This window comes from Nocardia sp. FDAARGOS_372 (assembly GCF_002554515.1).
GTDB classification, from domain to species: Bacteria; Actinomycetota; Actinomycetes; order Mycobacteriales; family Mycobacteriaceae; genus Nocardia; species Nocardia farcinica.
Genome location: NZ_PDDW01000001.1, coordinates 887,959 through 913,027, shown reverse-complemented (window position 1 = coordinate 913,027; position 25,069 = coordinate 887,959). Strand labels below are relative to the sequence as shown.

Genomic DNA, 25,069 nt, shown 5'->3' with positions numbered 1-25,069 from the left:
TATTGCGTTCACGGAGCGGCCAGCCCGGCCACGATGGCCTCGGTGTTGGACCGCATCATCTCCAGGTAGGTGGCCGCGCCGCCGCCGGGTGGGCTCAGCGATTCCGAGTGCAGGCCGATCAGCCGCACGTGCAGTCCGGCCTGTTCGGCGAGGACGCGGGCGAGCCGGTCGGGCTGGGCGGTGTCGGCGAAGACCGCCCCGACACCCGCCGCGCGCACCGCGCCGGCGAGCTCGGCCAGATCCGCGGGGCTGGGCGAGGCGAGCGTGGTGCCGCCGGGGATCACCGCGCCGATCACCTCGAAACCGAAACGCTGGGCCAGATAGCCGAAGACGTGGTGGTTGGTGACCAGCTTGCGGCGCTCGGGCGGCACGGTGGCGAAACGTTCGGTCATCCAGCGGTCCAGCTCGTCGAGCTCGCGTAGATAGTTCTCGGTCCGCGCCCGCACGATGTCCGGGTCGGCGCCGGTGTGTTCGAGCACCGCGTCGCGCAGCGCTTCGACAGCGCGGGCCACCCGGCGGGGGTCGGTCCAGAAGTGCGGGTCGGGACGGTCGGCACCGACCTCGGGCCGGAAGCGCAGCGGATCGACCCGCTCCCCCACCGCCAGCGTCGGCACACCCGCCTCGGCGGCAGCGGTGACGTGGCGGGCCACGCCCTCCTCCAGGCCGAGGCCGTTGTGCACGATCAGGCTCGCCCGCTCGAGCACGGCCGCCTGCTGGGCGGAGACGGCGAAATGGTGCGGGTCCGCGCCGGGCGACATCAGCACGGTCACCTCGGCGGCGTCGCCCACCACGGCGGCGGTGAGGTCGCCGAGGATGTTCGTGGTCACCACGACGCCCTCGCCGCGGCCACCGCCGTCGGCACAGCCCGCGGCCAGCACGAGCGCGGTGACCAGGACCAGCAGTCGCAGGATCGTTCTCATTCGCCGGTCTCCACCATCAGCGCGGGGGCGATGTCGAGCGGGAAGGTCCGCGCGACCCGCAGATCCGCGTAGTCGATCTCGAACACCCGCCTGCCCGCCGGGTCGTTGACGTAGGCGCGGGCGCTGTCGACGGTCACGGTCGGGGCCGCGGCCGGATCCACCGTCGCCAGCAGCTGCGTGCCGGCGAGTTCGACACCGGTGACCGGGTCGTGGGCGTGCAGCATCCCGTCGGCGGTGAGGGTGAGCAACGGGGCGCCCTCCCCCGCGGTGTTCGCCGCGAGCACCGGCCCGGCCGGGACGAGCGTCCAGGTCCGCGCCCGCACGTCGAGCAGCCAGGCGCCGCGATCACCGGCCCGCGCCGCCAGCGTCGCGCTGCCCGGACGGTGTCGGAACTCGGTCGCGCGCTCGGTGGCGGGCACCGGGTGCGGGTAGGCGATCGGAGTGCCGGTGAAGGCGGTACCGTCCGCGTGCACGACCAGCGCGCCGTCCGCGCAGCCGAACACCACACCGCGGCGGGTCGAGGCGCTGCCGCGCGGTTCCGGGCAGGGCTGCGGCAGCGACGCGACGGGGGCACCGTCCCTGGTGCGCACCTCCACCCGGCCGTCGGGGCGGGCGATCACCAGATGTTCGGCGTAGGGCACGGCCGTTCCGGCGATCGGCTCGCCGAGCGCGCGCACCGAACCGTCGTCCAGCGCGCCACGATCCAGCAGCACGGTCTCGGCGCCGGTGTGCACGGCCGCCACGGCGCGGTCGGCGAGCACCGTGGTGTCACCGGTGACCGGCCGGGTGCCCACTTCGCGGATCGGCGCACGGTAGTAGTGGGTGTGGTCGCCGTGGTCGACCAGCCAGCTGCCGGTGTCCACGATCCGCAGCGCGGCGCCGTCGGAGAGGTAGGCGTGCCTGCCGTCGGCGGCGATGCCGCGCACGCCCGGCACCGCGGGCAGCTCGGTGACCTGCTCGCTCACCAGGTCGAGGACCCGTACGGCGCCGGACCCGGTGTCGGCCAGTACCAGCCGCGGCTGCGGTTCGGCCGTCTCCTCGGCGCCCGCGATGTATCCGTGCGGGGTCGGCTCCGGTTGCGCCGGTTCGGGATTCGCGGCGCAACCGGTCAGCACCGCGGCCACGGCCACGGTGGCGGCGGCCGCGCGGGCCCGGCGCCCGCGCCACCACGAGCGGGCGGCGGAGGCGGCCGCGGACAGGAAGAACAGCGCCACCGCCACGACCGCGATCGTCGCGCCCGCCGCGGTGCCCGCATGCCAGGAGATGAGCAGTCCCGCCACCGTCGCGCTCGCGCCGAGCAGCGCGGCCAGCGCCATGATCACCGGAATGCGGTGCGCCCACAGCATCGCCGCCGCGGGCGGCGCGATGAGCAGCCCGAAGACCAGCAGGGTGCCGACCACGTGGAAGGAGGCCACGATCGCGAGCGTGATCAGGCCGAGCATGGCCGCCTGCGCCAGGCGCGGTCGCAGGCCGAGGGTGTGGGCCAGGCGCGGATCGAAGGCCAGCGCCACGAACGCGCGGTGGCCGAGTGCGGCCACGATCCCGGCGAGCAGCAGGGCCGTCGCGAGGAAGGCCAGGTCGCGGTCACGGATCGCCAGCACGTCACCGAACAGGAAGCCGGTGAGGTCAACGGCGAACGACTGCGCCCGCGAGATGATCACCACGCCGATCGCCAGCATGCCCACGAAGAGCAGGCCGATGCCGATGTCGGCGGAGAATCGCGGCGAGCGGGTCAGCGCGGAGACGCCGAGCGCCATCGCCGCGGCGCTGACGGCGGCGCCCAGGACCAGGTTTCCGCCCAGCAGCGCGGCCACGGCGATGCCGGGCAGCATGCCGTGCGCCATGGCGTCGCTCAGAAATGCCATGCCGCGCACCACGATCCACGTTCCGGCGATCGCGCACAGGCAGCTGACCAGCAGCCCGCCCCACAACGCCCGGTGGACGAAGGACACCTCGAACGGGGCGAGCAACCATTCCATGGCGAGACACCATAAGATGAAAACGATTATCACTACAACTGACGTGACGGGAGCCACACATGGCGGCGGGACTGCGGATCCACGGCTTGACCGCGGGCTATCGGGGGCGGATCGCCCTGCACGACCTCACCGCCGATCTGCCCGGCGGCGCCGTCACCGCCGTGCTCGGACCCAACGGTTCGGGCAAATCGACGCTGCTCGCCGCGGTCGCGGGAGTGCTGCGCCCCGCGGCGGGACGGGTCGAGCGCGGCCCCGGCACGCGGCTGGCGTTCGTGGTCCAGCACAGCGCCGTGCCCGCCACGCTGCCCATCACCGTCGCGGAGACGGTGGCGATGGGCCGCTGGTCGCATCGCGGTCCTTGGCGGCGGCTCACCCGCGCCGACACCGCGATCGTCGACGCCTGCCTGGACCGGCTGGACCTCACCGAGCTGGCCGGGCGCCGCCTCGACACCCTCTCCGGCGGCCAGCGCCAGCGCACCCTGCTCGCCCAGGCGATGGCCCAGCGGGCCGACATCCTGCTGCTCGACGAACCCACCGTCGGCCTCGACGCGCACTCGCGCCGGATCATCGCCGACCTGCTCGTCGAACTGGCCGCCGACGGCGCGACGATCGTGCAGGCGACCCACCATCCCGACGAGGCACTGGCAGCGACCCACTGCCTGCTGCTCGAGGCGGGACACCTGCGCGCCCAGGGTGATCCCGCGTCGATACTCGGCGGCCCCGCGGCGCAACTCTTTGGTCACGAGGGCGTGTCGTTCGACCGAAACGCCTTGGCGCGGCAATCGATCGGCTTACGCTGAGTGCGCCCCGGTAGCCCCGGGGTTGCAGGGCGGGTCGTCACGCCCCCGAACGCGACTCGCCATCGCCGAGCAGGTCAGGCGGGGCCCGGGTCCGGCTTCAGCCCGGACCCCGCCTGACCAGCACCCCCTCCGGAAAACTCCGCTCGTTCCGAGCGATCCTCGATCCATCGAAGAATTGCGGCACATCGCCGAGCACGAATTGCGCGGGGCGCCCGGACGGTCGACAGGATACCGTTTGCACCGGCGCGGATACGTGAATTGTTAATTCCGCGCAAATCTTCCCGTGCATCCGAACGCGCAGATCATCGGCACATCCACGCCGGAAGTCCCGATTTGTGGGCTCCACCGGGCGAGATTCGGACCGATTTTCCGGTAACCGACCACCGATGCGGGGTGGCAGTCCGAATTGTTTCCCGCATTCTCGGCGATCAGCGGCTAAAATTGTCGGCACCTGGAAAATCGAAGTGGGTCGGCATTCCTGTCCACCTCACCAGTTCGTCTGTACAGGAAGTCCCCGCGGCCCGACGACCAGCGCCTTCGCTCGAACATCGCGATGCCGCCACGTCGGCGCCGGCCCACCTGCCGAGGAGGCCGACCATGGTCGACAATGCCGTGACCGAGCAGTACGAACCCGAGCCGGGGGTGGTGATCTGGCCCGAGCCGAGCCGTCTCGAGCCGTGGTGGGAACGGGTCATGTTCGGATCGGGCAGCCGGTCCGCCGGGTCGTCGGGGGATGCGCTGCACGAGAGCACCCGGCGGCAATAGCGCCGCCGGGCCGGAACCCCGCACTCCCCGCCCGGCGATCAGCCCGGCCAGGTACCGGTCAACGACTGGTATCCGCGGGCACCCGCGCGGTCCACCGCGGCCTTCACCGCACCGAAGATGGCACCTTGCAGCGCGGCCGCGATGACGACCTCGCGCCAGGTGTGATCGGGCGCGGTCGCGTTCGGCGCCTCGTCCTCGCCGGTCAGCTTGCCCCATACCTTGCTGAACACGGCGTTGGCGGCGACACCGCCGAGCACGCCGACGATCAGTCCGAGGGGTTTGTACAAGGTCTTCACGAGCGCCGCCTCCGCAACAGCCACCACACCAGGACGCCGGCACCCACGGCGCCGAGCACCAGCGGCACCGGCTGCCTGCGCGCGGTGTCGGCGGCGTGCCTACCGCTCTGGGCGACCGGTTCGGGCACCTTGGCCTCGGCGCGGGCGATGGCCTCCTTGGCGCGCCTGCCCGCCTGCGCGGCCTTGTCCTCGGCGGCGAGCACCGCCTCGTTCGCGGCCTGCTGCGCGGAGTGCACGGTGTCGTTCACCTTCTCCTTGCCGCGGGCTCGGACGTCCAGTTTGCGGCCGAGTTCGTCGACGGTCTCGCCCAGTTCGCGGCGCGCCTGATCGCGGTCCTCGCGGACGGCGTCGGCGAGCGCGTCCGGGCTCGTGCTGTTCGGCTCGGTGTCACTCATCGGCGGGTCCCGTTCCTGATCGCTCGGATGTCGTCTTCCACGCCGCGCACGGCCTCCTGTGGCACCGGCGGGGTGGCGTTGTCCACCTTCTTCTTGCCCGCCAGCGCCAGCACGCCGGCGACCAGCAACAGCGCCGCGGCCACGATCAACGCGGCCGCCCAGTCCGGCAGCGGGATGTTCAGCGCGAACACCGCCGCCGCGACCAGGGCCGCGCCGCCGTAGAACGCCAGCAGCCCCGCGGCGCCCGCGAGTCCGGCGCCGATCCCGATGCCGCGCGCCTTCCTCTGCATCTCCAGCTGGGCCAGCCGGAATTCGTCTCTGATCAGCCTGCTGACCTGCGCGGTGGCGTCTTCGACCAGTTCGGCCGTCGACCGGGACTGCGTCGTCGACCTGGCCTGCTCGGTCAGGTGAGCCCCTGTCGTGTCGGTCATGAGTCCTCCTCCGCATCGAGCGGCATGTCCGTTCCGGACGGGCACACCCGATTCGGCTGTGCGTCGCCGTTCCCGGCCCGCGCCGTTGCGAGCCCACGTCCCCGTTGACGCCGTCGGCGACGGCCGAATCGGCGGTGGTGCCGCCGGGATTCGCGTCGGGTGTCGATGACGCGATGTCCCACGGGGCGTATACCCTGCCGCCGATCACTCAATCGCCGACCTGAACAGCAGGTCAGGGCGCGATTCCGCGATTGGATCCGGCGCGGGTGGGTAGTTCGCTCCAGCGGGGCCGCGCCCCGTGCGAGTACTGGAGAAGGTGGTCGACCCGATGCTGGAGCCTTCGACCGCTCCGGGCCGCGGTCGCCGCCGCGGCCGGCGGGAGCACGGTCCGATGACGCTGGATGACGACGACGGTTGGAATCGCCGGGCCAGGGGCGAGACGAAAACCCAACGGCTGGACCGCAACTGGTCGCATCTGCTGCAGGAGCTGCGGGTGTTGCAGACCGGTGTGCAGTTGCTGACCGGTTTCCTGGTGACCCTGCCGTTCCAGCCCGGTTTCGCCGATCTCGACACCGGCATGCGCGCGATCTATCTGACCACGATGGGCGCCTCGGTGGCGGCGACGGTCTTCGTCGTCGCGCCGGTGGCCTGGCATCGGGTGCTGTTCCGCAGGCACCGGCTCGAACAGTTGGTCGCCGCCGCGCACCGGTTCGCCGCCGCGGGCATGGTGTGCCTGGCGGTGGCGTTGACGGGGGCGCTGGTGCTCGTGGTGGACCGGATCCTCGGCGAGGAGGCCGCCGCCGCGGCGGCGGTCGTGCTCGCGGTGTCGTTCCTGCTGGCGTGGATGATCGGGCCGTGGCGCCGGCGGGGCCACCGGCAGGCGCCACGGCGTTCGCCTCATTCGGGCGGCTCGGGACGGCGGATGTCGTCGGCGACCGAGCCGCCCGCGACATCGGCCTCCACGCCGAGCGACTCCTCGTAGCTGGTGGCCGGGCCGACTTCCTCGCCGTTGTCGGCCGCGATATCGGTGAGCCGCTGGTCGTCCGCGGGCGGCGCCTGCCGGTCCGGATCGATGTCGGGTTCCTCTTCGGTGAGCCGGTCGCCGATCGGGCGCGGATGGGCCTGCTCCCACGGGGTGGTGCCGTACTTGTCGGCGGCGGTCCAGTGTTCCGGCGGATCCATGCCCGCCTCCAGCGGATCGGATCGCAGCCGGTCCTCGTCCAGGTCCTCGGCGCTGTTGAGAGCGGCCGGGTCGGTCTCGACCGAATCCGGCGCCCCCGTGTCCTGTGGCGGGTCGAAGGTGTCGTTCGGTTCCGTCATTGCCGTCTCCTTTATTGCCCTCTGCTCTATTTGCCGTCGGCTCATCTGCCCCCAAGCGACTTCCCGCCACGGCGGCCACCAAACCGGCGGCGACGGTCGCCTCAGCCGGTCCGGTCGGTGTACACGGGCGCGGGGCCGCGCTGGGCCTCGGCGAGGGCACGGTCGGCGGGCAGTGCCCGCTGGGCGACGACGAAGCCCGCGGCCAGCACCGCCGCGGCCACGCCGATCGTGACGGCCGTCCGTACTGCCTCGATCCGCATGCCTGCCACCTTCCTCACCGGTCCGCACCGTGCACGGGTCGAGCGGCGACGCTAGCCCGGCGGGCGGGTGACGGCAGGCGGGGCACACGGCGCGGAGACCGTCTCGTGACGACCCCTACGCCGTCCGGTGACCTCCCCGCCTCAGGCCCGAGGCGCCGGAGCGTGCGAGGAGTAGCGGGCCGACAGGATCCGGGCGACCCGGGCGCGGTCGCAGGCGCTCGGTCTGCGCGGCGGCGCAGGCGGCGGGTCGACGCGCCGGAACGCGTGGGCGGGTGACTGTTTCAGCATCCGGGCGAAGGAGCGCGCGGTGGCGGGCCACGGGTTGGTGACCCGGCCGCTCGGGTGCCGGTACCAACTCGCGCTGGCCGGCCACACGGTCTCGGCGATCGCCCCGCTGAGCCAGCGCCGATAACCCTCCATGGCGGCGGGGGTGACCTCGATGGCCGGTGCGCCGATCTCGTCGCGCCAGCGCAGGCATTCCAGCACGAACTCGATCTGGTGTTCCTTCATGCCCGGGTTGCTGCCCGCGGGATTGAACGTGTTGGGCCCGGCGATGAGGAAGGCGTTGGGGAATCCGGGAACCGCCAGCCCGAGATAGGCCTCGGCGCCGTCGCGCCACCGCTCGTGCAGCACCTGCCCGCCACGTCCACGCACCACGATCGGGGCGAGGAATTCCGCGGCGCGGAACCCGGTGGCGTAGACGAGCACGTCGGCGCGGCGGTGCACGCCGTCGGTGGTGCACACGCCGTCGGGGGTGAGCCGCGCGATCGGCTCGGTGACGAGTTCGACGTTGTCCCTGGTCAGCGCGCGATAGTAGCCGTTGTCGAACAGAATGCGTTTGGCGCCGATGGGGTGGCGGGGGGTGAGTTTCGCCCGCAGGTCCGGGTCGGCGACATGGTGGCGCAGGTGGGCGCGGGCCAACCACTGGGCGGGCCGGGCCGACCACCCCCGGCGCATGATCGGGGCCAGGGTGAGGTCGGCGCCCTGGGCCAGCACGCCACGGTACATCCGGTGGGCGGCGGGCAGGTGCAACAGGGTGCGCGAGACGCGGCCGAATTGCTCACACGGCTTGGGCAACAGCCAATTCGGGGTCCGCTGGTAGACCGTGACCCGGCGCGCCACCGCCGCCAGTTCCGGAACCACCTGCGCGGCGCTGGAGCCGGTGCCGATCACGGCGATCTCGCGTCCCGCGGGGTCGACCCGATGATCCCAGCGCGCGGTGTGGAAGGCCTTGCCCGCGAACACTTCCCGGCCGGGCAGCGCGGGTTCCCACGGCCGGTGCAGTTGGCCGACCGCGAACACCACGAACTCCGCGTCGATCACCTCCCCCGCCACCGTGCGCACCTCCCAGCGCGCCCGGTCCTCCCGGTAGGTGGCCGCGGCGACCGGTGTGCGCAGCCGCAGGTGCGGAACCAGCCCGTGGTCGGCGGCGACGCGGCGCAGGTAGGCCAGGATGTGCTGCTGTCCCGGGTAGCGTCTACGCGTGCTGCGGTAGGGCGCGAACGAGAACGAATACAGGTGCGCGGGCACGTCACACGAGCAGCCCGGATACGTGTTGTCGCGCCACACCCCGCCGACGTCGGTCCCCTCCTCGAGGATCAGGAAGTCCTCGATCCCGGCCCGTTTCAATCCCACCCCCGTGCCGATCCCGCCGAACCCCGCCCCGACGATCACCACCCGTGTCGTTCGAACCGCGTCCGCCCCGTCCCGCTCCGCAGTCACCGCAGCCTCACTTCCTCATCAATGGACAACATTCAGCAAACCCAATTGTGACGCGGACCACATGCTATGGGACAGCACGGTTCAAGATCGAATCACACGCACACAACGAATAAAACGGGGTCTTCTCAGCGGAAATGGCCGAAACGCGCTCAGCGTGGCTGTAGGCCTGACCCTTCCATGCAGAATGGAACAGCCCGAAATCAAGGAGAGAACAGGTTCACAGCAGACATCCAGCAAAATCAACCGACCAGCACGTGAGCCCCGACACGTGCCCGTGCCGTCTGAGCGGCCGGGGTGTCGGGTATCCGTGAGGTCGATCCGATTCCGCGGAGGCGGAGTCGTAGGAAAGGGTGGCAACGTGTTCGGACAGGCCGTGAACAAGATCGTGCTGACCGCCATCGACACCGGCGCGCGGGCGCAGACCCCGCTGGTGGAGAAGTACGGCGACTGGTTGCGTCGCGCGCACCCCGCCGAGTCGCCGGAGCAGCTGCTGCACCGTGCTCGCAAGCATTACCTCGTCGCCGTCACCGCCAGCGGTGTCGCGGCGGGTATGTGCGCCGCGGTGCCCGGCATCGGGCTGATCACCGGGTTCGCCGCGATGGGCGTGGACACCGTGTTCTTCGTCGAAGCCTCCGTGTTCTACGCACTCACGGCCGCCGCGCTGGCGGGCGAGGAGACCGAGCTCATCGCGCGACAGGCCACCCTGCTCTCGGGCATCGTGTTCGGGGCCGAGGGCGCGCGACTGCTCGGCAAGGAGTCGGCGGGGTCGGCCAAGAACTGGGCCGACGAGCTGGCCGACCGGCTGCCGATCATCGGCGAGATGGACGACTCCGCGCTCAAACGGCTCGTCGTGCGCGCCATCGCCAAGCGCAGCGTGCTGGCCTTCGGCCGGGTGATCCCGGCAGGCATCGGCGCGGTGGTCGGCGCGGCGGGCAACCGTATGCTGGCCAAGAGCGTCATCCGCAACGCCGACAAGGCGTTCGGGCCGGGCGAGCCCAACTCGCCCGAGCACGACGAACCGGAGCGCGCGTCGGTGCCCTCCGCGTCGCGCGGATGAGAGGACGTGTGGTGTGAGCGGTCTGGGAATGCGCGCGGTCGGGCTCTACCTGCGGCTGACCTCGCGACGCCGGATGGCCACCGCCGAACGGGCCCGTGCGCGGATGGCGGCGCCCAAAAGTTCGGCCGCGCCGCCCGCCCGGTTACGGGCCCGCCACACCGTCACCGAACGCCGGTTCGGCCAATTCACCACCTACACCGTGACGCCACGGCACCGCGCGCCGCACTGCGCGGTGCTGTTCCTGCACGGCGGCTCCTACATCGCCGAGATCGCGCGCCAGCACTGGGGACTGATCGCCCGGCTGGTCGACCACGGTGCGCGCGTCGACGTCCCGATCTACGGTCTGGCCCCGCGGTTCAGCCATCACGACGCGTATCCGTTCGTCACCGAGGCGTATCGCGCCATGGCCGCCGAGGCGCCGGGACCGGTGACGGTGCTGGGTGATTCCGCGGGCGGCGGACTCGCCCTCGGCTTCACCCAGACGCTCGCCGGACTCGACGAGCCCGTCCGTCGGCCTGATCGGCTGGTGCTCATCGCACCGTGGCTCGATCTCACGTTGTCGAATCCGGACATGGCGGCCGTCGACGATCCGTGGCTCACCCGGGCCGGGCTGCTCGAGGCCGGACGGGCGTGGGCGGCGGGCACCGACCCGACCGATCCGCGGCTGAGTCCGCTCAACGGCCCGATGGACGCGCTGCCGCCCACCGATCTCTACATCGGCACCCGCGACCTCGGCTACCCCGACGCGTGCGCGTTCCGGGACCGCGCCACCGCGGCGGGAGTGCGGGTCGAATTCACCGTGTGCGGCGGTGCGCTGCACGACTATCCGCTGCTGCCGACCCGCGAAGGCCGCGCCGCCGCGGCCCGCATCGCCCGCGCGGTGTGCGCGAGCCGTTAGGCGTCAGTCGCCGTCGGCGTGCGCCGCCTTGTACGCGGCCACCACGTCGGCGGAGACCCGGCCGCGGCTGGACACCTCGTAGCCGTTGCGGCGCGCCCACTCCCGGATCGCGGCGGCCTGCTCCTGATCGCCGCGCTCGCGCTGCTTCACACTGCGGCTGCGGCCGGACTTGCCCACCTTGCGCGCGTAGGGAGTCCACTGTTCGAAGATCTGCCGCAGCGCGGCGGCGTTCTGCTCGGACAGATCGATCTCGTAACCCACACCGTCGAGCCCGAACGAAACCGTCTCCGCGGCCTGCGATTCGCCGTCGTAGTCATCGACGATCGTCACGACCACCTTGCGTGCCACTACGTGCCCTCCTCCTCGGTCTGCGAAACTGCGATCCTATTCTGCGTCGCACCCGCACCGAGGCCGCTCTCGCCCCGGTCACGATCGGTCTCATTTCCCCCGCCACGCCGCACGGGTGATTGCATTACCCCCGCCCACTGCCCACTCTTACCCCATGTCCGACCCCTGCCCCACCTGTGCCTGGCCCGCCCCGATGCTCGTGTCCACCCACGGTTCCGTGCGCTACCTCCGCTGCGTCTGCGGGCAATGGGTGGTCGCCCACCCGGGCGGGTCCACCGCGATCAACGGCAGGCCCGGCGGACCGGCCGGTGAACCCGGCGACCATTTCGAACTCATCCCCCTCCCGGAATCCTGAAATCCGCCACCACCGAGTATTTCATCCCCGCGGCAATTCCGCCGCCCGCAATTCCCCGGCGGCGGAATTCCCCGGGAAATCGGCGCAGCACTCCTTCCGTGCCACCCGGCCGGCGGGAACACCGGCCACGAACCCGCCGTCCCGTCTCGCGATCGCCCGCTGCGCCGATCCGGCGCGCGCTCGCCCCGCCGTGGCGTCCGGGTGGCGGCCCGGCCCGGCGACGCGGGGTGAGTCAGGCTCGTGCGCGGGCGGGACGGGGGTGGACGAGCAGCACGGCGAGCACACCGACGAACGCGCCGAGCGCGGTGTCCAGCGCGCGGTCGATCGCGAGCGCGGACGGGTCGGCGCGCGCCGAGCGCGGTCATCAGCAGCGCCATCGGCGCGATGAGCAGCTGCGCGAGACCGTAGTTCACCGCGATGACGATCTCGGTGGCGACCTGCAGGACGAGCACCACGCAGGCCGCCTGCCAGAAGGACAGGTCCGCGGCCAGCAGCGGCCACGCGATCGCCAGCGCCCCGACGACCGTGCCCGCGGCGCGCTGCACCGCCCGCACCACCGCGTGCCGGGGCGTGTCGGCCTGCAGGGTGGCGGTCGACCCCATCACCGCCCAGGCCGCGTGCCCGAGCCCGGCCACCGCGGAGGCCACGCAGGCGACCAGACCCGCGATCGTGACCCGGGCGGTCGCCAGGATCCAGCCCGGCCCGGCGCTCTCGGCCCGGGCGGTGCCGCGCAACGAACGGCGCGGTGGCAGCGGTGTCGGCGGGCCGGTGCGGTCGGGGTACAGGGCACGCTCGATCGCGTCGAGTTCGCCGGTCAGCAGCTGCGCGACGGGCCGGGTGCGCCGCCACGATCGGTCGTCGGCGAGGGCCGCGCGGGCGGCGGCCAGTGCGGCCTGCGCCGCGGCCAGGTCGTCGGCGGACCGGTGCGCGCGGGCCCGGCGCACGGCGTCGGCGGCGCGGCGCACCGCCAGCCGGGCGGGCGCGGTCGGGTACCCGAGCACGCCCGCCATGCACACCACCCAGGCCAGCAGCGCGCCGGTCGCGGCGGCGCCGGTGCGCGGCAGCACATCGCCGGTCGCCGGATCGCCGGCCATTCCCGCCCCCGCACAGAACACGACGATGGTCGCTCCCGGCGGTCCGGCCCGCAGCAGCAGCACGAACGCGGTCATCCCGCCGGCCAGCGTCGCCATCAGCAGCCAGCCCACCGGTGTCGGCGCGCCGAGTGCGGCGAGCAGGGTGAAACCGCCGATCGCGGCGGTCATCAGCGTCCCGACGGTGGCGAGCAGGGCCGCGCGCCGCCGATAGGTGTCGTAGCGGCCGTAGAGCGAGGTCAGGGCGCCGAGTGCGGCGAAACCGGCCAGTTCCTGATGCCCGGCCAGCCCGAAGCCGACCAACGCGATCGCGGCCGCGATGCCGACGCGGACGGCCGGAGCCAGCGCGGCGTCGGCCCGGCCGACGCGCAGCGACTGCCGCAGCACGGCCGGGTCGAGCACCTCCCGTGCGGTGGCGCGGACCGGGTTCGCGGGGTCGGGGCGATCGGAGCTCATTGCCCGGATCAGTCTACGGAGGACCGCCCGGTGGAATCCTCGCGCCGCGCGCGCGTTGAGGTGAACATGACCAGCGCGACACCGACCGGTACCGTCCGATTCTCGATCCTGGATCGATCGCGGGTGCGCCGCGGCCAGCCGCATCCGGCCGCGTTGCGCGAGACGGTCGAGTTCGCCCGGCTCGCGGAGCGGTGGGGGTACCACCGGTTCTGGGTGTCCGAGCACCACAGCGTGCCTGGCGTGGCCGGGTCGGCGCCGACGGTGCTCGCCGCCGCCGTCGCCGCCGCGACCGAGCGCATCCGGGTCGGCACCGGCGGGGTGATGCTGCCCAACCACCAGCCGCTGGTCGTGGCCGAACAGTTCGGGGTGCTCGAATCGCTGTATCCGGGGCGCATCGACATGGGCCTGGGCCGGTCGGTCGGCTTCACCGAGGCGGTGCGCCGGGCGCTGGCCCACGGCAAGAGCGACGCGGCCGACTTCGACGCCCGGCTCACCGAGGTGCTGGACTATCTGGCGCGCGGGCGCGCGGGCGTGCACGCCTGGCCCGCGGAGGGCCTGTCCGTTCCCGCCTTTCTGCTGGCCACCGGTTCCGGTGCGGCGCGGGCCGCCCGGTTCGGGTTGCCGCTGGTGATCGCGCCGGTCGGCGGCTTCGACCGGATGGCCGAGGCGATCGCCCGCTATCGCGCCGACTTCACCCGCACCCCGTGGGGCGAGCAGCCCTACGTCATGGTCTCCACGACGGTGATGATCGCGGACACGACCGAGCAGGCACATCGATTGCTGTGGCCGGAAGCGTGGTCGAACGCCTATTCCCGGACCAAAGGCGAATTCCCGCCACTGCCCGATCCCACCACCATCGATCCGGCGGCACTCGCGCCCCGCGAGCGGGCGTATTTCGACGAAGCACTGCGCGATCAGATCCACGGCACCGAAGACGAGGTCGCCGAAGAACTCGAGCAGTTGCTCGCCGCCACCTCCGCCGACGAGGTCCTGGTGCACACCAGCACCTTCGACCGGGCGGCCCGGCTGGAGTCGCATCGGCGACTGGCGCTGCTCGCCGGCCTGACCGCGCGGGCACAGGCATATCCCGCCGCCTGAACGACTCCGCGCGCGATTTGTGAGAATTCACCGGGCGCAACGGTATTCGGCACCGCCGAAGGACCGCGGGCGCCTCCGGACCAGTCCGGTGACTGGCGCCGGTACGCCGCTGTGGCCGCTCCCTAGCTGTTCCGGAACGCTTTCGTGAGCTGTCCGGACAGCCGGTCGATCGGTGGTTTCCGGGATTTCGCCGACCCTACTGTCCTCCCGGAATTCGAGGTCGCAAGTACCTCGAATCCGAGAACGCCGACGTTCTGTAGGAAGGCATCTCCATGAAACGAAGTTCCGGCCGGCGCGCGACGCTTCTGGCCAAATGGTGTGGCACCGCGGCGATGGTCACCGTCTCGGTGCTGGCGGTGACGGTGTCCGGCTCCCCCGCGCACGCCGATCCCGACGCGGGCACCTCCGTCTCCGAGCAGGCGCTGGCGGCGATCATCGCCGAGGGTCGCACGCTCGCACCGACCGCGGGCGGCACCGGCTCGGCGTGCACGTCCGGCAGCGGTGCGGGTTCGGGTAACGGCTCGGGCAACTGCTACGGCGGTTCGGGCAGCAGCTCGGGTTCGGCGGGCGGCTACGCCAGCGACACCGTCGGGCACGGTCCCGAGATGTCGTCGTGGCTGGCCGCTTTCGGCTACGGCCTGGGCAATCCGGATGTGGCGCCGCCGGGCGCCAACGACTGGAACTGCAAGCCGACCGCCGAGCATCCGCGCCCGGTGGTGCTGCTGCACGGCACCTGGATGAACGCCTACAACGGCTTCGCCTACATGAGCCAGCCGATCAAGGACGCCGGGTTCTGCACCTTCACCCTGAACTACGGGCGGTCGAATCTGCTCGAGGGCGGCGGCCTCGGCTCGGTGCTGCCGGGCGTGATGGGTACCGGCTACATCCAGGATTCGGCCAAGCAGGTGGCCACCTTCGTCGACCGGGTGCTGGCGGCGACCGGCGCCGACGAGGTCGACATCATCGCCCACTCCCAGGGCGGTGCGCTGGCGAACTGGTACACCAAGTACGAGGGCGGCGCGGACAAGGTGAAGAACCTGATCACCTACGGGGCCACCCACCACGGCACGACGCTGGTCGGTATCGGCGCGCTCGGCCGGGCGATCAACAACTTCGGCATCGACGTGCTCGGTTTCGTGGAGATCTTCGTCGGTCACGCCGGTATCCAGCAGACCGTGGGATCGGATTTCATCAACAAGCTCAACGAGAACGGCGACACCATCGCCGGGGTGGACTACACCGTGGTGGGCACCCGCTACGACGAGATCACCAACCCCTACGAGCTGACCTTCCTGCAGGCCGTGCCCGGCGCGACCGTGCAGAACATCACCCTGCAGGACGGCTGTGAGCAGGACATGTCCGATCACCTGACGATGATGTACTCCCCGCGCGGGCTGTCCATCGCGTTGCGCGCCCTGGACCCGGAGGGCCACCCGGATCTGGTGTGCACGGGCAACCCCTGGTTGCTCGGTGGCGGCGGATCGCTGTGACACGCTGATCGCACCGAGAAGGGCCGGGCGAGGAGATCGCCCGGCCCTTCTGGGTGTTCGCGGTCAGCGGGTGCGGTAGCTGCGCGCGACCAGCGCCGAACGCAGGTACCACAGTCCGGAGGGCTGGGTGGGGTCGAAGCCGGTGAGCTGGCCGATCCGCTTGAGGCGGTAGTCGACGGTGTTGGTGTGCACGTGCAGCAGGCGTGCGGTGCGCTGGCGGTTGAGGTTGTTGGCGATGTGGCGTTGCAGGGTTTCGAGCAGTTCCGGATGGTCGTCGAGCGGGTCGAGCAGTGCGCCGAGGTACTCCCGGCCCGGGCCGGGCCGGGTGAGCTGGTATTCCAACGCCAGTTCGTCGAAGCGGTAGAGGCCGGGCACCGCCTGCAAGCGCTGCACCATGTCCAGCAGTTCGTGCGCCTGGTCGGCGGCGTCGGGGATCTGCGGTGGCGGGGCCTGCACGAGGGTGGCGGTGATGCCGACCTGGGCGGCGCGCGAGAGGTCGGTGACGAGACGGTCCAGGCCGTCGTCGTCGAACATGGTCGCCGGGACGAGCAGGGTGCCACCGTCGACGCTGAGCAGCGACAGCGCGGCGGTGCCGCAGCGGGTGGCGAGTTCGGCCTGCACCCGGCGCAGTTTGCGGCGCGCGACCACCTGGCCGTCCAGCGCCGGATTTGCCTCGTCGCGGTGCGGGGGGATCGCCACCGCCACCACCGCGTAGGAGTCGGCGATGGCGATGCCGCATTCGCGCGCCATCGTCGAATTGCTGTGCCCGCCCAGCAGTGCCGAGGTGAGGGTGTGCACGGCGGTGTGGTGTTCGCTGACCACCGCGCGCAGTTCGCGCACGTAGGCGGTCGAGATCGTGGTCGTCATCCGGTCGAGCATCTCCACGACCAGCTTGGCGCCGTCGACGAGGCTGTCGTAGTCCTTGACCGAGGCATTTGCGACCACCAGGTCCAGGCCGATCTTGAAGCCCTCGTGCACCGAATGGTGGATGGTGTCGATGGGGACGCCTTCGCGGGCCCAGCCCGCCGCGGCGTCCTCCAGCCTGCGCAGTTTGGTCTGGATATCGCGGCCGTCGAGCATGCTCACCGCCACCTCGAGGCAGACGCGGGTGATGGTGGTGACGTCGCCGCTGATCGCGTCGCCGGGTAGCGTGCCGCAGGGCACCACGTTCTGCACGAAGTGGCCGACCATCTGCCGGGACAGGCCGCGGACGTCCTTGAGTGGGGACGACATCGGCTTGCCCGACAGGGTCAGGCTCGGTCTGATCGAACTGTCGACGGTCATCGGCAACTCCTTCAGCCCCCGAGAATTACTGTGTGGCAGATTCACACTAATGAGCGGGGTGCTGCCGCGGACGGAATCGCGTGGTTCTGTGACAACGCTCCGGACCGCCGCGACCGCGTCTGTGAGTGCTCACAGCGCTCGCGTTGCGCGGCGGTGGGGCGTCGGCCGAAGATGCCAGGCGTGGATATTTCCTTCCTGAAGAAATCTGGTCGCCGGACGATGGCGGCCGCCGCGGCGATCGCGCTACTGGGCGGCTGCGGCGCGGACGCGGGTTCCGAGCCCGCCACCACCGCGGCGAGCACGACCGCGCCGAGCACGGCCACCGACGCGGCGACCGCCGAGTTCGCCGCACTGGAACAGCGATTCGGCGCGCGGCTGGGCGTCTACGCGGTCGACACGACCAGCGGCGCCGAGGTCGCCTACCGGGCGGACGAGCGGTTCGGCATGGCCTCCACCTTCAAGGGCCTGGCCTGCGGCGCGCTGCTGCGCGAGCACCCGCTGTCGTCCGGCTATTTCGACCAGGTCGTCCGCTACTCCCGCGAGGAGGTGGTGTCCTATTCGCCGGTCACCGAGACCCGCGTGGACACCGGGATGACCGTCGCCGAACTGTGCCACGCCACGATCACCGTCAGCGACAACACCGCGGGCAACCAGATCCTGAAACTGCTCGGCGGCCCCGCCGGTTTCACCGCCTTCCTGCGCTCGCTCGGCGACGAGGTGAGCCGGCTGGACCGCTGGGAGACCGAACTCAACGAGGTGCCGCCCGGCGAGGAACGCGACACCACCACCCCCGCCGCCGTGGCGGCGAACTACCGCGCGCTGGTGCTCGGTGACGTGCTCGCCGAGCCCGAGCGCGCCCAGTTGCGGGACTGGCTGGTCGCCAACACCACCGGCGACCAGCGCATCCGTGCGGGCGTGCCCGCGGGCTGGACGGTCGGCGACAAGACCGGCGGCGGCAGCCACGGCGGCAACAACGACGTGGCCGTGGCCTGGACCGAGACCGGCGACCCGATCGTCATCGCCCTGCTCTCGCACCGCACCGACCCCGCCGCCAAGGCCGACAACGCCCTGCTCGCCGAGGCGACCCGGGCGGTGGTCACCGCCCTGCGATGACGATCAGCGCGCGGGTCACTCCCGCCCCGCCGAGGTGAAGGCCATGTCGGCGTAGCGCGGTCCGGCCACCTGTTCGGCGATCGGTTCGAGCACCGCCAGCTCCTCCGGCGTCAGGCGCAGCGTCGCGGCGGCGACGTTCTCGGCCAGCCGGGTGCGGCTGCGGGTGCCCGGGATCGGCACCACCGGCAGGCCGTGGACCTGGGTGCGGCTGTGCACCCAGGCCAGCGCCACCTGGGCCGGGGTGCGGCCCCGCTCCTGGGCGATGGCGCGGATCGGGGCGAGCAGTTCGGCGTTGCGGGCGGCGTTGGCGCCGGTGAACCGCGGCATCGCCCGCCGGAAGTCCGTGTCGCTCAATTCGCTCGCGGCCGTGAAGGACCCGGTGAGGAAGCCGCGGCCGAGCGGTGAGTACGGCACGAAGGCCACCCCGAGCTCGGCCGCGGCGGGCACGGCGGTGCGTTCGACGTCGCGGGAGAACAGCGACCACTCCGACTGCACCGCCGCGATCGGGTGCACCGCGTGCGCGGCCCGCAGCTCGGCACCGGTCACCTCGGACAGGCCGAGCGCGCGCACCTTGCCCGCGGCGACCAGCTCGGCCAGCACGCCCACCGTCTCCTCGATCGGCACGCGCACGTCGCGCCGGTGCAGGTAGTACAGGTCGATGGTGTCGATGCCGAGCCTGCGCAGGCTGGCGTCCACCGCGGCGCGCAGGTAGGCCGGGGAGTTGTCGATGCCGCGGAAGGCGGGGTCGTCGGCCTTGCGGACGATACCGAACTTGGTGGCCAGCACGATCCGATCCCGGTGCGCGCGTACGAAATCGGCGAGGAATTCCTCGTTGTGGCCCATGCCGTACACGTCGGCGGTGTCGAACAGGGTGACACCGAGTTCCAGGGCCCGTTCCAGCGTGGCCCGGGATTCGGCGAGATCGGACTCGCCGTAGAACTCGCTCATGCCCATGCAGCCCAGGCCCTGGCTGCCGACGCGGAGCCCGGAGGCGCCCAGCGTGGTGGTGGGCAACGTGTCGGGGGTGCTCATGCGGTGGTCCCTTCGCAGTCGTCGGTGCCGAGCGCGGCCGGCCGGGTCGCGGAAGCGCCCTCGTAGAGCGCGATCTTGCGATCCAGCACGGCCACGGTCTGTTGCAGTTCGGCGATCTTGGCGAGGGCCTCGGCGCGGGTGGCGCGGAACATCTCCAGGCGTTGCGGGAACGTGGCATCCCCGGCGCGCACCAGCTCCGCGTAGCGGATCATGTCCGCCACCGACATGCCGGTCGCGCGGAGCCTGCCGATCAGCTCCAGCCACTCGAGGTCGCGGTCGCTGAACCGGCGGCGGCCGGTGTGATCGCGGCCGATGTAGTTCATCAGCCCGATCCGCTCGTACCACCGCAACGTGTCGCGGCTCAGCCCGGACCGTTCGGCCGCCTCACCGATGGAGTATTTCGCCCGTTCCCGCTCGCCGTCGTCGGCTTGTGCCGCGATCACGCTCACCGGACTCGCCCCTTTCGTCGAACACGACCCGACACTAGTCACCTGGAGTGCGCTCCAAGCAAGACCGATTCTGCCCCCTCACCGGAAACTGCGGCGGTAGGCGTGCGGCGTGACGCCGGTGACGCGGGTGAAGCGCTCCCGGAAGGTGGTCGGCGAGCCGAAGCCCACCTGGGCGGCGATCCGCTCGACCGTGTGATCGGTGGTCTCGAGCAGATGCTGGGCGCGGTGGATGCGGGCCCGGTGCAGCCAGCGCAGCGGCGTGGTACCGGTCTGGTCGCGGAACTGTCGCAGCAGTGTCCTGGTGCTCGTCCCGGCGTGGGCGGCGATCTCGGCGAGGGTCAACGGGCGGGACAGGTTGTCCTGCAACCAGATCAGCAGCGGTTCCAACGCCGAACCACGCGGGGCGGGCGGCAGCGGCGCGACGATGAACTGGGCCTGACCGCCCTCGCGTTCCAGCGGCATCACGGCCAGCCGGGCGGCGTCGGCGGCCACCGCGGACCCGTAGTCGCGGCGCACGAGATGCAGGCACAGATCCAATCCCGCCGCCGCGCCCGCGGAGGTGAGGACGCGGCCGTCGTTGTCGACGTAGAGGACGTCCGGATCGACGGTGACCCCCGGGTGGGCCCGCGCGAGCGCCTCGGCGGCCGCCCAGTGGGTGGTGGCGCGCAGGCCGTCCAGCAGCCCGGTGGCCGCCAGCGGAAAGGTGCCCGTGCAGATGGAGGCGATGCGGGTGCCGACCGCGGCCGCGCGGCGCAGCGCCGCGACGACCGCGGGTGACGGCGGGGACGCGGGGTCGGCGACGCCGGGGACGATCACCGTGTCGGCGCCGTCCAGGCCGTCCAGGCCCCAGGGCGCACGCAGGGTGAACGCGCCCGCGTCCACCTGCGGGCGCTCGGCGCAGACGCGCACACGGTAGGCGGGGCGCCCGTCGGGCAGCCGGGTGCGGGTGAAGACCTCGAGGGGCGTCGAGAGGTCGAACGGGATCACCCGGTCCAGGGCGAGAACGGCCACCACGTGCACGGCTACAACGTACCTCTCCGCCGGGTTTCCGCCAGCCGCGCTTTCGCCGATCGCCCGTGCTCGGCCCCGGTCAGGAGTGTTGGCGCTATCCCGTCGTCATCTGGCGTTCTCGCCACTGTGCGGCTTTCCGTGGCGCTGGATAGCGTCGGAGCGGTCCGGCTCGGACCCCTTCCACCGCCACCCCGAGGAGTCGCTCCATGAACTACGTCGCGCCACTGTTCGTCGGTGCCGTCTACATCGTGCTGATGTCGCTGATCCGCGAACCGCACCGGCGCCAGTTCAACGCGATCATGGTGGCCGGGGCCGGGGCCGCCTACCTCAGCGGCGGCGGCTTCGGCATCTGGGAATTCGCGTTCACCGCGCTCGTCACCTACTGCGCCTACCGGGGTCTGCGATCCTGGCGCTTCATCGGCATCGCCTGGCTGCTGCACACCGTCTGGGACGCCGTGCACCATCTCAAAGGGAACCCGATCGTTCCATTCCTGCACGACTCCTCGCTCGGCTGCGCGATCTGCGACCCGGTGATCGCGGTGTGGGCGTTGCGGGGTGGGCCGGACGTCATCGCGTGGACGCGCGGCAGGCTCGGCGCGACCCGGCCGACCACGGCCGAGGTCCCCTGAGCGATCGGCGGCTCCGGTGTGGACGATCGCGTATGTTCCGGCGCGTCTCGGCGATGGTTCGACCCGGCTCCCGGCAGTTGACTGGAGTGGACCGAAAAGCCCACTCGCCGAGGAGAACACCATGCGAATCACCCTTCTGGGAGCCACCGGCAGCGTCGGCGCCCACGTCGTCGAGCAGGCGCCGGCCGACGGTCACGAGATCGTCGCCCTCGTCCGCGATCCCGCCCGCCTGCCCGCCCGGCCCGGCCTGACCGTCGTCCGCGGCGATGCCACCGTCCCGGCCGACGTGACCGCCGCGGTCGACGGCAGCGACGCGGTGATCGTGGCACTCGGCGCGGGCCGCGCCGCCGGGGTGCGCGAGACGGGCACCCGCACGGCCGTCGAGGCGATGCGCGCGACCGGGGTGCGGCGACTGGTGTGCCTGTCCACCCTCGGGGCGGGCGAGAGCCGCGCCAATCTGAACTTCGTCTGGAAGTACCTGATGTTCGGTCTCCTGCTGCGTGCCGCCTACGCCGACCATCAGCGCCAGGAGGAGGTCGTGCGCGGCAGCGGCCTGGACTGGACCCTCATCCGGCCCAGCGCCTACACCGACGGTCCGCGCACGGGCGACTACCGCCACGGATTCGGCCCGGACGCAACCGGTCTCACCCTGAAGGTGGCGCGCGCCGACGTGGCCGACGCGCTGCTGCGCGCCGTCACCGACCGCGCCCAGGTCGGCCGTGCGGTGGCGGTGTCGCACTGAGTACGCTCACCGATGTGGACGTACTGGAGGCGCTGCTGGACGGCCCGCGGGCCCGCGGCGCCTTCCTGCTGCGGTCCCTGCTCGACCCGCCGTGGGCGCTTCGGATCGAGGACGGCGCGCCGCTCACCGTGGCGGCGCCGCTGCGGGGCGAGGCGTGGCTGCTCCCCGACGACGGCGACGCCGTGCGGCTGAGCACCGGGGACGTGGCGATCGTGCGCGGCCCCGGCTTTTACACCGTCGCCGACGATCCGGCCACCGAGCCGTCGGTGGTCGTCCTGCCCGGCGGGTTGTGCACCAGCGCCGAGGACGGGCGCAGCCTCGTCGACGAGTGGTCGCTCGGTGTGCGCACCTGGGGCGCGCCCGAGGGCCGCACCACGCTGCTCACCGGCACCTACGACAACGCAGGCGAGGCGAGCAAACCGCTGCTCGCGGCCTTGCCCGCGCTGGTGGTGCTGCGCCGCGACCAGTGGCGTTCGCCGCTGATCGACGTGCTCGCCGAGGAGATGCAGATCGCCGCGCCCGGTCAGCGCGCGGTGCTGGACCGGCTACTGGACGTGCTGCTCATCTCCGCGTTGCGCACGTGGTTCGCCGCGCAACGCGAGCACGCACCGGCCTGGTATCGGGCCCAGCAGGATCCGGTGGTCTGGGTGGCGCTCGCTCGCATCCACGGGGCGCCGGAGCGGCCGTGGACCGTCGCGACCCTGGCCGCCGAAGCCGGTGTGTCGCGGGCGAATCTGGCCAAACGCTTCACCGACCTGCTCGGCGAGCCGCCGATGGCCTACCTCACGCATTGGCGGCTGGCGGTGGCCGCCGACCTGCTCACCGATCCGGAGGCGACCGTCACCAGCGTGGCCCGCCGGGTCGGGTACAGCACGCCGTTCGCGTTCAGCACCGCGTTCAAACGCGCCCGCGGGATCAGCCCGCAGCAGCACCGATTGCGCGGCGCCACCGCGTGATTCAGCGCGCGGGCTCGGGCAGCGCGCAGGCCAGTCCCTCGGCCATCCCGGTGGGCCGCACGCCCAGGCCCTGATTCAGCCGGGCGCGCTGGTTCTCCCAGGCGATGGTGGCCGCCAGTTCCGCCAGTTGCGCCTTGCTCAGGTGGGCCAGCAGCTGCTCGCGCAGGTCGGCCAGGTCGACGGCGGGCGTCGCGGTCATCGCCTCGGCGTAGGCGATCACCAGCCGCTCCAGCTCGGAGTAGGCCGGGCTGGTGCGGTACCGCGGCAGGTCGGTGATCTGCTGTTCGGTCACACCGCTGCTGTGTGCGAGGGCCGAGCCGATGTCGAGGCAGAACTCGCAGTTGATCAGCCCGGCCGTCTTGAGTTCGGCCAGCTCCTTGAGGTGCGGGTCGAGCCGGTTGCTGAACAGCAGCATGGATTCGTAGAAGGCCGTGCCCGCGCCGAGCTGCGGCCGCCGCGCCAGCCATCCCACCAGGTCGCCGCGGTGCCGCCGGGCCTGCCGCATCGCCCGCGCGTAGTTGCGTATCCGCCTGAGTGCCCGCATCTCCCCACCTCCGTCGCCGTACGTCGTGTGCCGCCGATGCTACGCCTCAACGACGACTTGTAGTAGAGCAATTCTCACATCCCCACCCCCTTGCCAGGAAGCTTTCGAAAGCCGATACTTACGAAAGTGGCTGCTTTCAGAGATGTGGATCTGGCGATCCTGGGCGATCCGACCCGGCGGGCGATCTTCGAACGGCTCGCGCGCAGGCCCTCGTCGGTCGGCGAGCTGGCCGAATCGCTGCCGATCACCCGCCAGGCGGTCTCGCAACACCTGCGGGTGCTCCGGGACGGCGGACTGGTGGTGGCCACGGCGCAGGGCACCCGGCGCATCTACCGGATCAATCCCGAGGGACTGGCCGCGATCCAGGCCTATTTCCAACAGATCTGGGACGAGGCGCTGACCGCTTTTCAGAAGGCCGCCGACGCGGCGGCCACCGATCCCGGACAGGAGCACCGAACATGACCACCTCCACCCTCCCGACCCTGCGGGGCACCGCGACGGTCGCCTTGCCGCTCGCGCGCGCCTTCGCGTTCTTCACCGACTCGTTCGGCAGCTGGTGGCCCGCCGCCTACCACATCGGCTCGGCCGAGATGGCAGACGCCGTCGTCGAACCCCGCGTCGGCGGCCGCTGGTACGAACGCGGCGTGGACGGCTCCGAATGCGACTGGGGCCGCGTGCTCGCCTGGGAGCCGCCGCACCGCCTGCTGCTCACCTGGCAGATCAACGGTCATTGGCAGTTCGACCCCGACCCACGACGGGCCAGCGAGATCGAGATCCGGTTCACCGCCGACAGTCCCGAGCAGACCACGGTGACCCTCGAACACCGCCATCTGGATCGTCTCGTCGACGGCCGCGCCATCCACGACACCATCGCCGAACGCGGCGGCGGCTGGAGCACGCTACTCGAACTGTTCAGGCGGACCGCCGAATCCGCGTCCTGAACGTCGGGCACCCGGGGGTGTGGGCCGATGCGATCGACCCGGTGAGCCCGCCTTCCCACACCGGCAGCGCGGGGTCCAGCACCCCCGTGGCGGCGCCGCATATTGCCGGCCGAGCGCCCCAGCACTCCGCGGAGCAGGGCGCACCAGACCCACACATCCCGACACCGCCGCACGCCGCCACCTCACCTCGGAACCGTCAGCGGGGAGTCCGCCCGACACCGCCGGCGCTGCGGCAAGGGGTGGTCAGTGATACGGCACCGGTTTCCCGGCCGCCACCCACTGCTTCTCCGCCGCGCTGCCCGCGGGCGGTGGGTGCAGGCCGCCGATCATCCAGAGGTCGCGGGGCGTCTCGTCGACATGGAATTCACAGTGCAGGCCGCGGTCGTGGGTGAAGGGCGCCATCACGGTGTCGAGTTTCTCGGTCATGATCCGGCGCATGTCCGGGTCCTCGAGCTGGCGAGCGAGGTGCTCCACGACGACGCGGACCGTGGAATCAGCGGGCCGCCCGCCGACGTAGCAGTCCACGGCGGCGATCTCGTGGAACAGGACGACGACGTAGAAGTCGGGCAGGCCCCACCTCCGGTAGGAGCGGGTGACGGCCTGGGCGAACTCCTGCTTGTCCGCCTCGGTGTAGGTGGCAGGCGGATGGTAGATGTGCCACAGCGGCATGGGATCTCCTGGACTCGG

At 71.8% G+C, this 25,069-nt stretch carries 29 protein-coding genes; 13 read left to right on the top strand and 16 right to left on the bottom strand.

What is annotated here, in order from left to right:
* Positions 1-8: 8 nt before the first annotated feature.
* Entirely contained in the window at positions 9-920 is a 912-nt protein-coding gene (gene aztC / locus CRM89_RS04630) for a zinc ABC transporter substrate-binding protein AztC (protein ID WP_098083307.1), read from the bottom strand.
* Positions 917-2,899: a zinc ABC transporter permease AztB gene (gene aztB, locus CRM89_RS04625; protein WP_098083306.1), complete on the bottom strand. Its 1,983-nt coding sequence runs from the start codon at positions 2,897-2,899 to the stop codon at positions 917-919. The genes aztC and aztB overlap by 4 nt, the downstream gene beginning before the upstream one ends.
* A gap of 59 nt (positions 2,900-2,958) precedes the next feature.
* Between aztB and aztA the strand changes: the two genes are divergently transcribed.
* Complete coding sequence (aztA, locus tag CRM89_RS04620; protein WP_098083305.1) at positions 2,959-3,699, top strand: zinc ABC transporter ATP-binding protein AztA; 741 nt, start codon at positions 2,959-2,961, stop codon at positions 3,697-3,699.
* A 597-nt stretch (positions 3,700-4,296) separates the two neighbouring features.
* Positions 4,297-4,464 carry a hypothetical protein gene (locus CRM89_RS30755; protein ID WP_159005486.1) on the top strand — a complete coding sequence of 56 codons (168 nt, stop codon included), beginning with the start codon at positions 4,297-4,299 and terminating at the stop codon, positions 4,462-4,464.
* Positions 4,465-4,502: 38 nt separating this feature from the next.
* On the opposite strand, the gene CRM89_RS04615 is transcribed toward CRM89_RS30755, so the two are convergent.
* The 3 genes from CRM89_RS04615 to CRM89_RS04605 are packed head-to-tail and all read right to left on the bottom strand — an operon-like array spanning position 4,503 to position 5,586.
* Complete coding sequence (locus CRM89_RS04615; protein WP_011208855.1) at positions 4,503-4,760, bottom strand: DUF4235 domain-containing protein; 258 nt, start codon at positions 4,758-4,760, stop codon at positions 4,503-4,505.
* Positions 4,757-5,155: a DUF3618 domain-containing protein gene (locus tag CRM89_RS04610; RefSeq protein ID WP_098083304.1), complete on the bottom strand. Its 399-nt coding sequence runs from the start codon at positions 5,153-5,155 to the stop codon at positions 4,757-4,759. Before CRM89_RS04610 ends, CRM89_RS04615 begins: the two co-directional genes overlap by 4 nt.
* Positions 5,152-5,586 carry a phage holin family protein gene (locus CRM89_RS04605; RefSeq protein ID WP_011208853.1) on the bottom strand — a complete coding sequence of 145 codons (435 nt, stop codon included), beginning with the start codon at positions 5,584-5,586 and terminating at the stop codon, positions 5,152-5,154. The genes CRM89_RS04610 and CRM89_RS04605 overlap by 4 nt, the downstream gene beginning before the upstream one ends.
* Before the next feature lie 391 nt (positions 5,587-5,977).
* Between CRM89_RS04605 and CRM89_RS04600 the strand changes: the two genes are divergently transcribed.
* Entirely contained in the window at positions 5,978-6,568 is a 591-nt protein-coding gene (locus tag CRM89_RS04600; protein WP_011208852.1) for a DUF6328 family protein, read from the top strand.
* Here CRM89_RS04600 and CRM89_RS04595 read toward each other — a convergent pair.
* The 3 genes from CRM89_RS04595 to CRM89_RS04590 all read right to left on the bottom strand — a co-directional run bounded on the left by CRM89_RS04595 (position 6,484) and on the right by CRM89_RS04590 (position 8,888).
* Positions 6,484-6,906 (bottom strand): hypothetical protein, encoded by a 423-nt coding sequence (locus CRM89_RS04595; RefSeq protein WP_041560072.1) that lies wholly within the window; start codon positions 6,904-6,906, stop codon positions 6,484-6,486. The two genes, CRM89_RS04600 and CRM89_RS04595, sit on opposite strands and share 85 nt — an antisense overlap.
* A 101-nt stretch (positions 6,907-7,007) precedes the next feature.
* Positions 7,008-7,166: a hypothetical protein gene (locus CRM89_RS30750; RefSeq protein WP_157838376.1), complete on the bottom strand. Its 159-nt coding sequence runs from the start codon at positions 7,164-7,166 to the stop codon at positions 7,008-7,010.
* 141 nt (positions 7,167-7,307) lie between these two features.
* Positions 7,308-8,888, bottom strand: a complete 1,581-nt coding sequence (locus CRM89_RS04590) for an NAD(P)/FAD-dependent oxidoreductase (RefSeq protein ID WP_098083303.1) — start codon at positions 8,886-8,888, stop codon at positions 7,308-7,310.
* A gap of 358 nt (positions 8,889-9,246) precedes the next feature.
* On the opposite strand from CRM89_RS04590, the gene CRM89_RS04585 reads away from it, so the two are divergent.
* Both CRM89_RS04585 and CRM89_RS04580 read left to right on the top strand, forming a co-directional pair.
* Entirely contained in the window at positions 9,247-9,945 is a 699-nt protein-coding gene (locus tag CRM89_RS04585) for a hypothetical protein (RefSeq protein WP_195039522.1), read from the top strand.
* Between the two features lie 13 nt (positions 9,946-9,958).
* Positions 9,959-10,843, top strand: coding sequence for an alpha/beta hydrolase fold domain-containing protein (locus CRM89_RS04580; protein ID WP_098083302.1), 885 nt, complete (start codon positions 9,959-9,961; stop codon positions 10,841-10,843).
* A 3-nt stretch (positions 10,844-10,846) separates the two neighbouring features.
* Here the strand turns inward: CRM89_RS04580 and CRM89_RS04575 are convergent, their stop codons facing one another.
* The gene (locus tag CRM89_RS04575; protein ID WP_011208846.1) at positions 10,847-11,191 is read right to left on the bottom strand and encodes an Lsr2 family protein; all 345 of its coding nucleotides are present in this window, start codon (positions 11,189-11,191) and stop codon (positions 10,847-10,849) included.
* A gap of 222 nt (positions 11,192-11,413) precedes the next feature.
* Positions 11,414-13,093, bottom strand: coding sequence for an FUSC family protein (locus CRM89_RS04570; protein WP_098083301.1), 1,680 nt, complete (start codon positions 13,091-13,093; stop codon positions 11,414-11,416).
* 66 nt (positions 13,094-13,159) lie between these two features.
* Between CRM89_RS04570 and CRM89_RS04565 the strand changes: the two genes are divergently transcribed.
* The gene (locus CRM89_RS04565) at positions 13,160-14,191 is read left to right on the top strand and encodes an LLM class flavin-dependent oxidoreductase (RefSeq protein ID WP_098086876.1); all 1,032 of its coding nucleotides are present in this window, start codon (positions 13,160-13,162) and stop codon (positions 14,189-14,191) included.
* A gap of 332 nt (positions 14,192-14,523) precedes the next feature.
* Positions 14,524-15,681: a triacylglycerol lipase gene (locus CRM89_RS04560; RefSeq protein ID WP_011208842.1), complete on the top strand. Its 1,158-nt coding sequence runs from the start codon at positions 14,524-14,526 to the stop codon at positions 15,679-15,681.
* A 63-nt stretch (positions 15,682-15,744) separates the two neighbouring features.
* On the opposite strand, the gene CRM89_RS04555 is transcribed toward CRM89_RS04560, so the two are convergent.
* The gene (locus CRM89_RS04555; protein WP_011208841.1) at positions 15,745-16,965 is read right to left on the bottom strand and encodes a CdaR family transcriptional regulator; all 1,221 of its coding nucleotides are present in this window, start codon (positions 16,963-16,965) and stop codon (positions 15,745-15,747) included.
* Positions 16,966-17,136: 171 nt separating this feature from the next.
* On the opposite strand from CRM89_RS04555, the gene bla reads away from it, so the two are divergent.
* Positions 17,137-18,078, top strand: coding sequence for a class A beta-lactamase (gene bla / locus CRM89_RS04550; protein ID WP_098083300.1), 942 nt, complete (start codon positions 17,137-17,139; stop codon positions 18,076-18,078).
* Between the two features lie 15 nt (positions 18,079-18,093).
* On the opposite strand, the gene CRM89_RS04545 is transcribed toward bla, so the two are convergent.
* The 3 genes from CRM89_RS04545 to CRM89_RS04535 form a co-directional block, all read right to left on the bottom strand.
* Positions 18,094-19,110, bottom strand: coding sequence for an aldo/keto reductase (locus CRM89_RS04545; RefSeq protein WP_098083299.1), 1,017 nt, complete (start codon positions 19,108-19,110; stop codon positions 18,094-18,096).
* Positions 19,107-19,559, bottom strand: coding sequence for a MerR family transcriptional regulator (locus CRM89_RS04540; RefSeq protein ID WP_041560069.1), 453 nt, complete (start codon positions 19,557-19,559; stop codon positions 19,107-19,109). The genes CRM89_RS04545 and CRM89_RS04540 overlap by 4 nt, the downstream gene beginning before the upstream one ends.
* 78 nt (positions 19,560-19,637) lie before the next feature.
* On the bottom strand, positions 19,638-20,579 hold the full coding sequence (locus CRM89_RS04535) for a GlxA family transcriptional regulator (protein ID WP_098083298.1): 942 nt from the start codon (positions 20,577-20,579) through the stop codon (positions 19,638-19,640).
* Between the two features lie 197 nt (positions 20,580-20,776).
* On the opposite strand from CRM89_RS04535, the gene CRM89_RS04530 reads away from it, so the two are divergent.
* The 3 genes from CRM89_RS04530 (at position 20,777) to CRM89_RS04520 (ending at position 22,897) form a co-directional block, all read left to right on the top strand.
* Positions 20,777-21,199, top strand: a complete 423-nt coding sequence (locus CRM89_RS04530) for a DUF6010 family protein (RefSeq protein ID WP_098083297.1) — start codon at positions 20,777-20,779, stop codon at positions 21,197-21,199.
* A 121-nt stretch (positions 21,200-21,320) separates the two neighbouring features.
* Positions 21,321-21,941, top strand: coding sequence for an NAD(P)-dependent oxidoreductase (locus CRM89_RS04525; protein WP_011208833.1), 621 nt, complete (start codon positions 21,321-21,323; stop codon positions 21,939-21,941).
* Positions 21,942-21,955: 14 nt separating this feature from the next.
* Entirely contained in the window at positions 21,956-22,897 is a 942-nt protein-coding gene (locus CRM89_RS04520) for an AraC family transcriptional regulator (RefSeq protein WP_098083296.1), read from the top strand.
* A gap of 1 nt (position 22,898) precedes the next feature.
* On the opposite strand, the gene CRM89_RS04515 is transcribed toward CRM89_RS04520, so the two are convergent.
* Positions 22,899-23,441 carry a carboxymuconolactone decarboxylase family protein gene (locus CRM89_RS04515; protein WP_086838950.1) on the bottom strand — a complete coding sequence of 181 codons (543 nt, stop codon included), beginning with the start codon at positions 23,439-23,441 and terminating at the stop codon, positions 22,899-22,901.
* Positions 23,442-23,567: 126 nt separating this feature from the next.
* Here CRM89_RS04515 and CRM89_RS04510 point away from each other — a divergent pair, with 126 nt between their 5' ends.
* Together CRM89_RS04510 and CRM89_RS04505 are read left to right on the top strand one after the other, a co-directional pair.
* Positions 23,568-23,903: a helix-turn-helix transcriptional regulator gene (locus CRM89_RS04510; protein ID WP_011208830.1), complete on the top strand. Its 336-nt coding sequence runs from the start codon at positions 23,568-23,570 to the stop codon at positions 23,901-23,903.
* On the top strand, positions 23,900-24,382 hold the full coding sequence (locus tag CRM89_RS04505; RefSeq protein ID WP_098083295.1) for an SRPBCC family protein: 483 nt from the start codon (positions 23,900-23,902) through the stop codon (positions 24,380-24,382). Before CRM89_RS04510 ends, CRM89_RS04505 begins: the two co-directional genes overlap by 4 nt.
* Before the next feature lie 243 nt (positions 24,383-24,625).
* Here CRM89_RS04505 and CRM89_RS04500 read toward each other — a convergent pair whose 3' ends face one another.
* Entirely contained in the window at positions 24,626-25,051 is a 426-nt protein-coding gene (locus CRM89_RS04500) for a tautomerase family protein (RefSeq protein WP_098083294.1), read from the bottom strand.
* Positions 25,052-25,069: the final 18 nt, after the last annotated feature.

Bases quoted from the DNA above. Each gene is read 5' to 3' on its own strand.
- CRM89_RS04605 (WP_011208853.1), bottom strand. From the start codon at position 5,586: ATGACCGACACGACAGGGGCTCACCTGACCGAGCAGGCCAGGTCGACG.
- CRM89_RS04555 (WP_011208841.1), bottom strand. From the start codon at position 16,965: ATGACCGTCGACAGTTCGATCAGACCGAGCCTGACCCTGTCGGGCAAG.
- CRM89_RS04530 (WP_098083297.1), top strand. From the start codon at position 20,777: ATGAACTACGTCGCGCCACTGTTCGTCGGTGCCGTCTACATCGTGCTG.
- CRM89_RS30750 (WP_157838376.1), bottom strand. From the start codon at position 7,166: ATGCGGATCGAGGCAGTACGGACGGCCGTCACGATCGGCGTGGCCGCG.
- CRM89_RS04600 (WP_011208852.1), top strand. From the start codon at position 5,978: ATGACGCTGGATGACGACGACGGTTGGAATCGCCGGGCCAGGGGCGAG.
- CRM89_RS04595 (WP_041560072.1), bottom strand. From the start codon at position 6,906: ATGACGGAACCGAACGACACCTTCGACCCGCCACAGGACACGGGGGCG.
- aztB (WP_098083306.1), bottom strand. From the start codon at position 2,899: ATGGAATGGTTGCTCGCCCCGTTCGAGGTGTCCTTCGTCCACCGGGCG.
- CRM89_RS04545 (WP_098083299.1), bottom strand. From the start codon at position 19,110: ATGAGCACCCCCGACACGTTGCCCACCACCACGCTGGGCGCCTCCGGG.
- CRM89_RS04560 (WP_011208842.1), top strand. From the start codon at position 14,524: ATGGTCACCGTCTCGGTGCTGGCGGTGACGGTGTCCGGCTCCCCCGCG.
- CRM89_RS04570 (WP_098083301.1), bottom strand. From the start codon at position 13,093: ATGAGCTCCGATCGCCCCGACCCCGCGAACCCGGTCCGCGCCACCGCA.
- CRM89_RS04610 (WP_098083304.1), bottom strand. From the start codon at position 5,155: ATGAGTGACACCGAGCCGAACAGCACGAGCCCGGACGCGCTCGCCGAC.
- CRM89_RS04505 (WP_098083295.1), top strand. From the start codon at position 23,900: ATGACCACCTCCACCCTCCCGACCCTGCGGGGCACCGCGACGGTCGCC.
- bla (WP_098083300.1), top strand. From the start codon at position 17,137: ATGCCAGGCGTGGATATTTCCTTCCTGAAGAAATCTGGTCGCCGGACG.
- CRM89_RS04500 (WP_098083294.1), bottom strand. From the start codon at position 25,051: ATGCCGCTGTGGCACATCTACCATCCGCCTGCCACCTACACCGAGGCG.
- CRM89_RS04565 (WP_098086876.1), top strand. From the start codon at position 13,160: ATGACCAGCGCGACACCGACCGGTACCGTCCGATTCTCGATCCTGGAT.
- aztA (WP_098083305.1), top strand. From the start codon at position 2,959: ATGGCGGCGGGACTGCGGATCCACGGCTTGACCGCGGGCTATCGGGGG.
- CRM89_RS30755 (WP_159005486.1), top strand. From the start codon at position 4,297: ATGGTCGACAATGCCGTGACCGAGCAGTACGAACCCGAGCCGGGGGTG.
- aztC (WP_098083307.1), bottom strand. From the start codon at position 920: ATGAGAACGATCCTGCGACTGCTGGTCCTGGTCACCGCGCTCGTGCTG.
- CRM89_RS04525 (WP_011208833.1), top strand. From the start codon at position 21,321: ATGCGAATCACCCTTCTGGGAGCCACCGGCAGCGTCGGCGCCCACGTC.
- CRM89_RS04515 (WP_086838950.1), bottom strand. From the start codon at position 23,441: ATGCGGGCACTCAGGCGGATACGCAACTACGCGCGGGCGATGCGGCAG.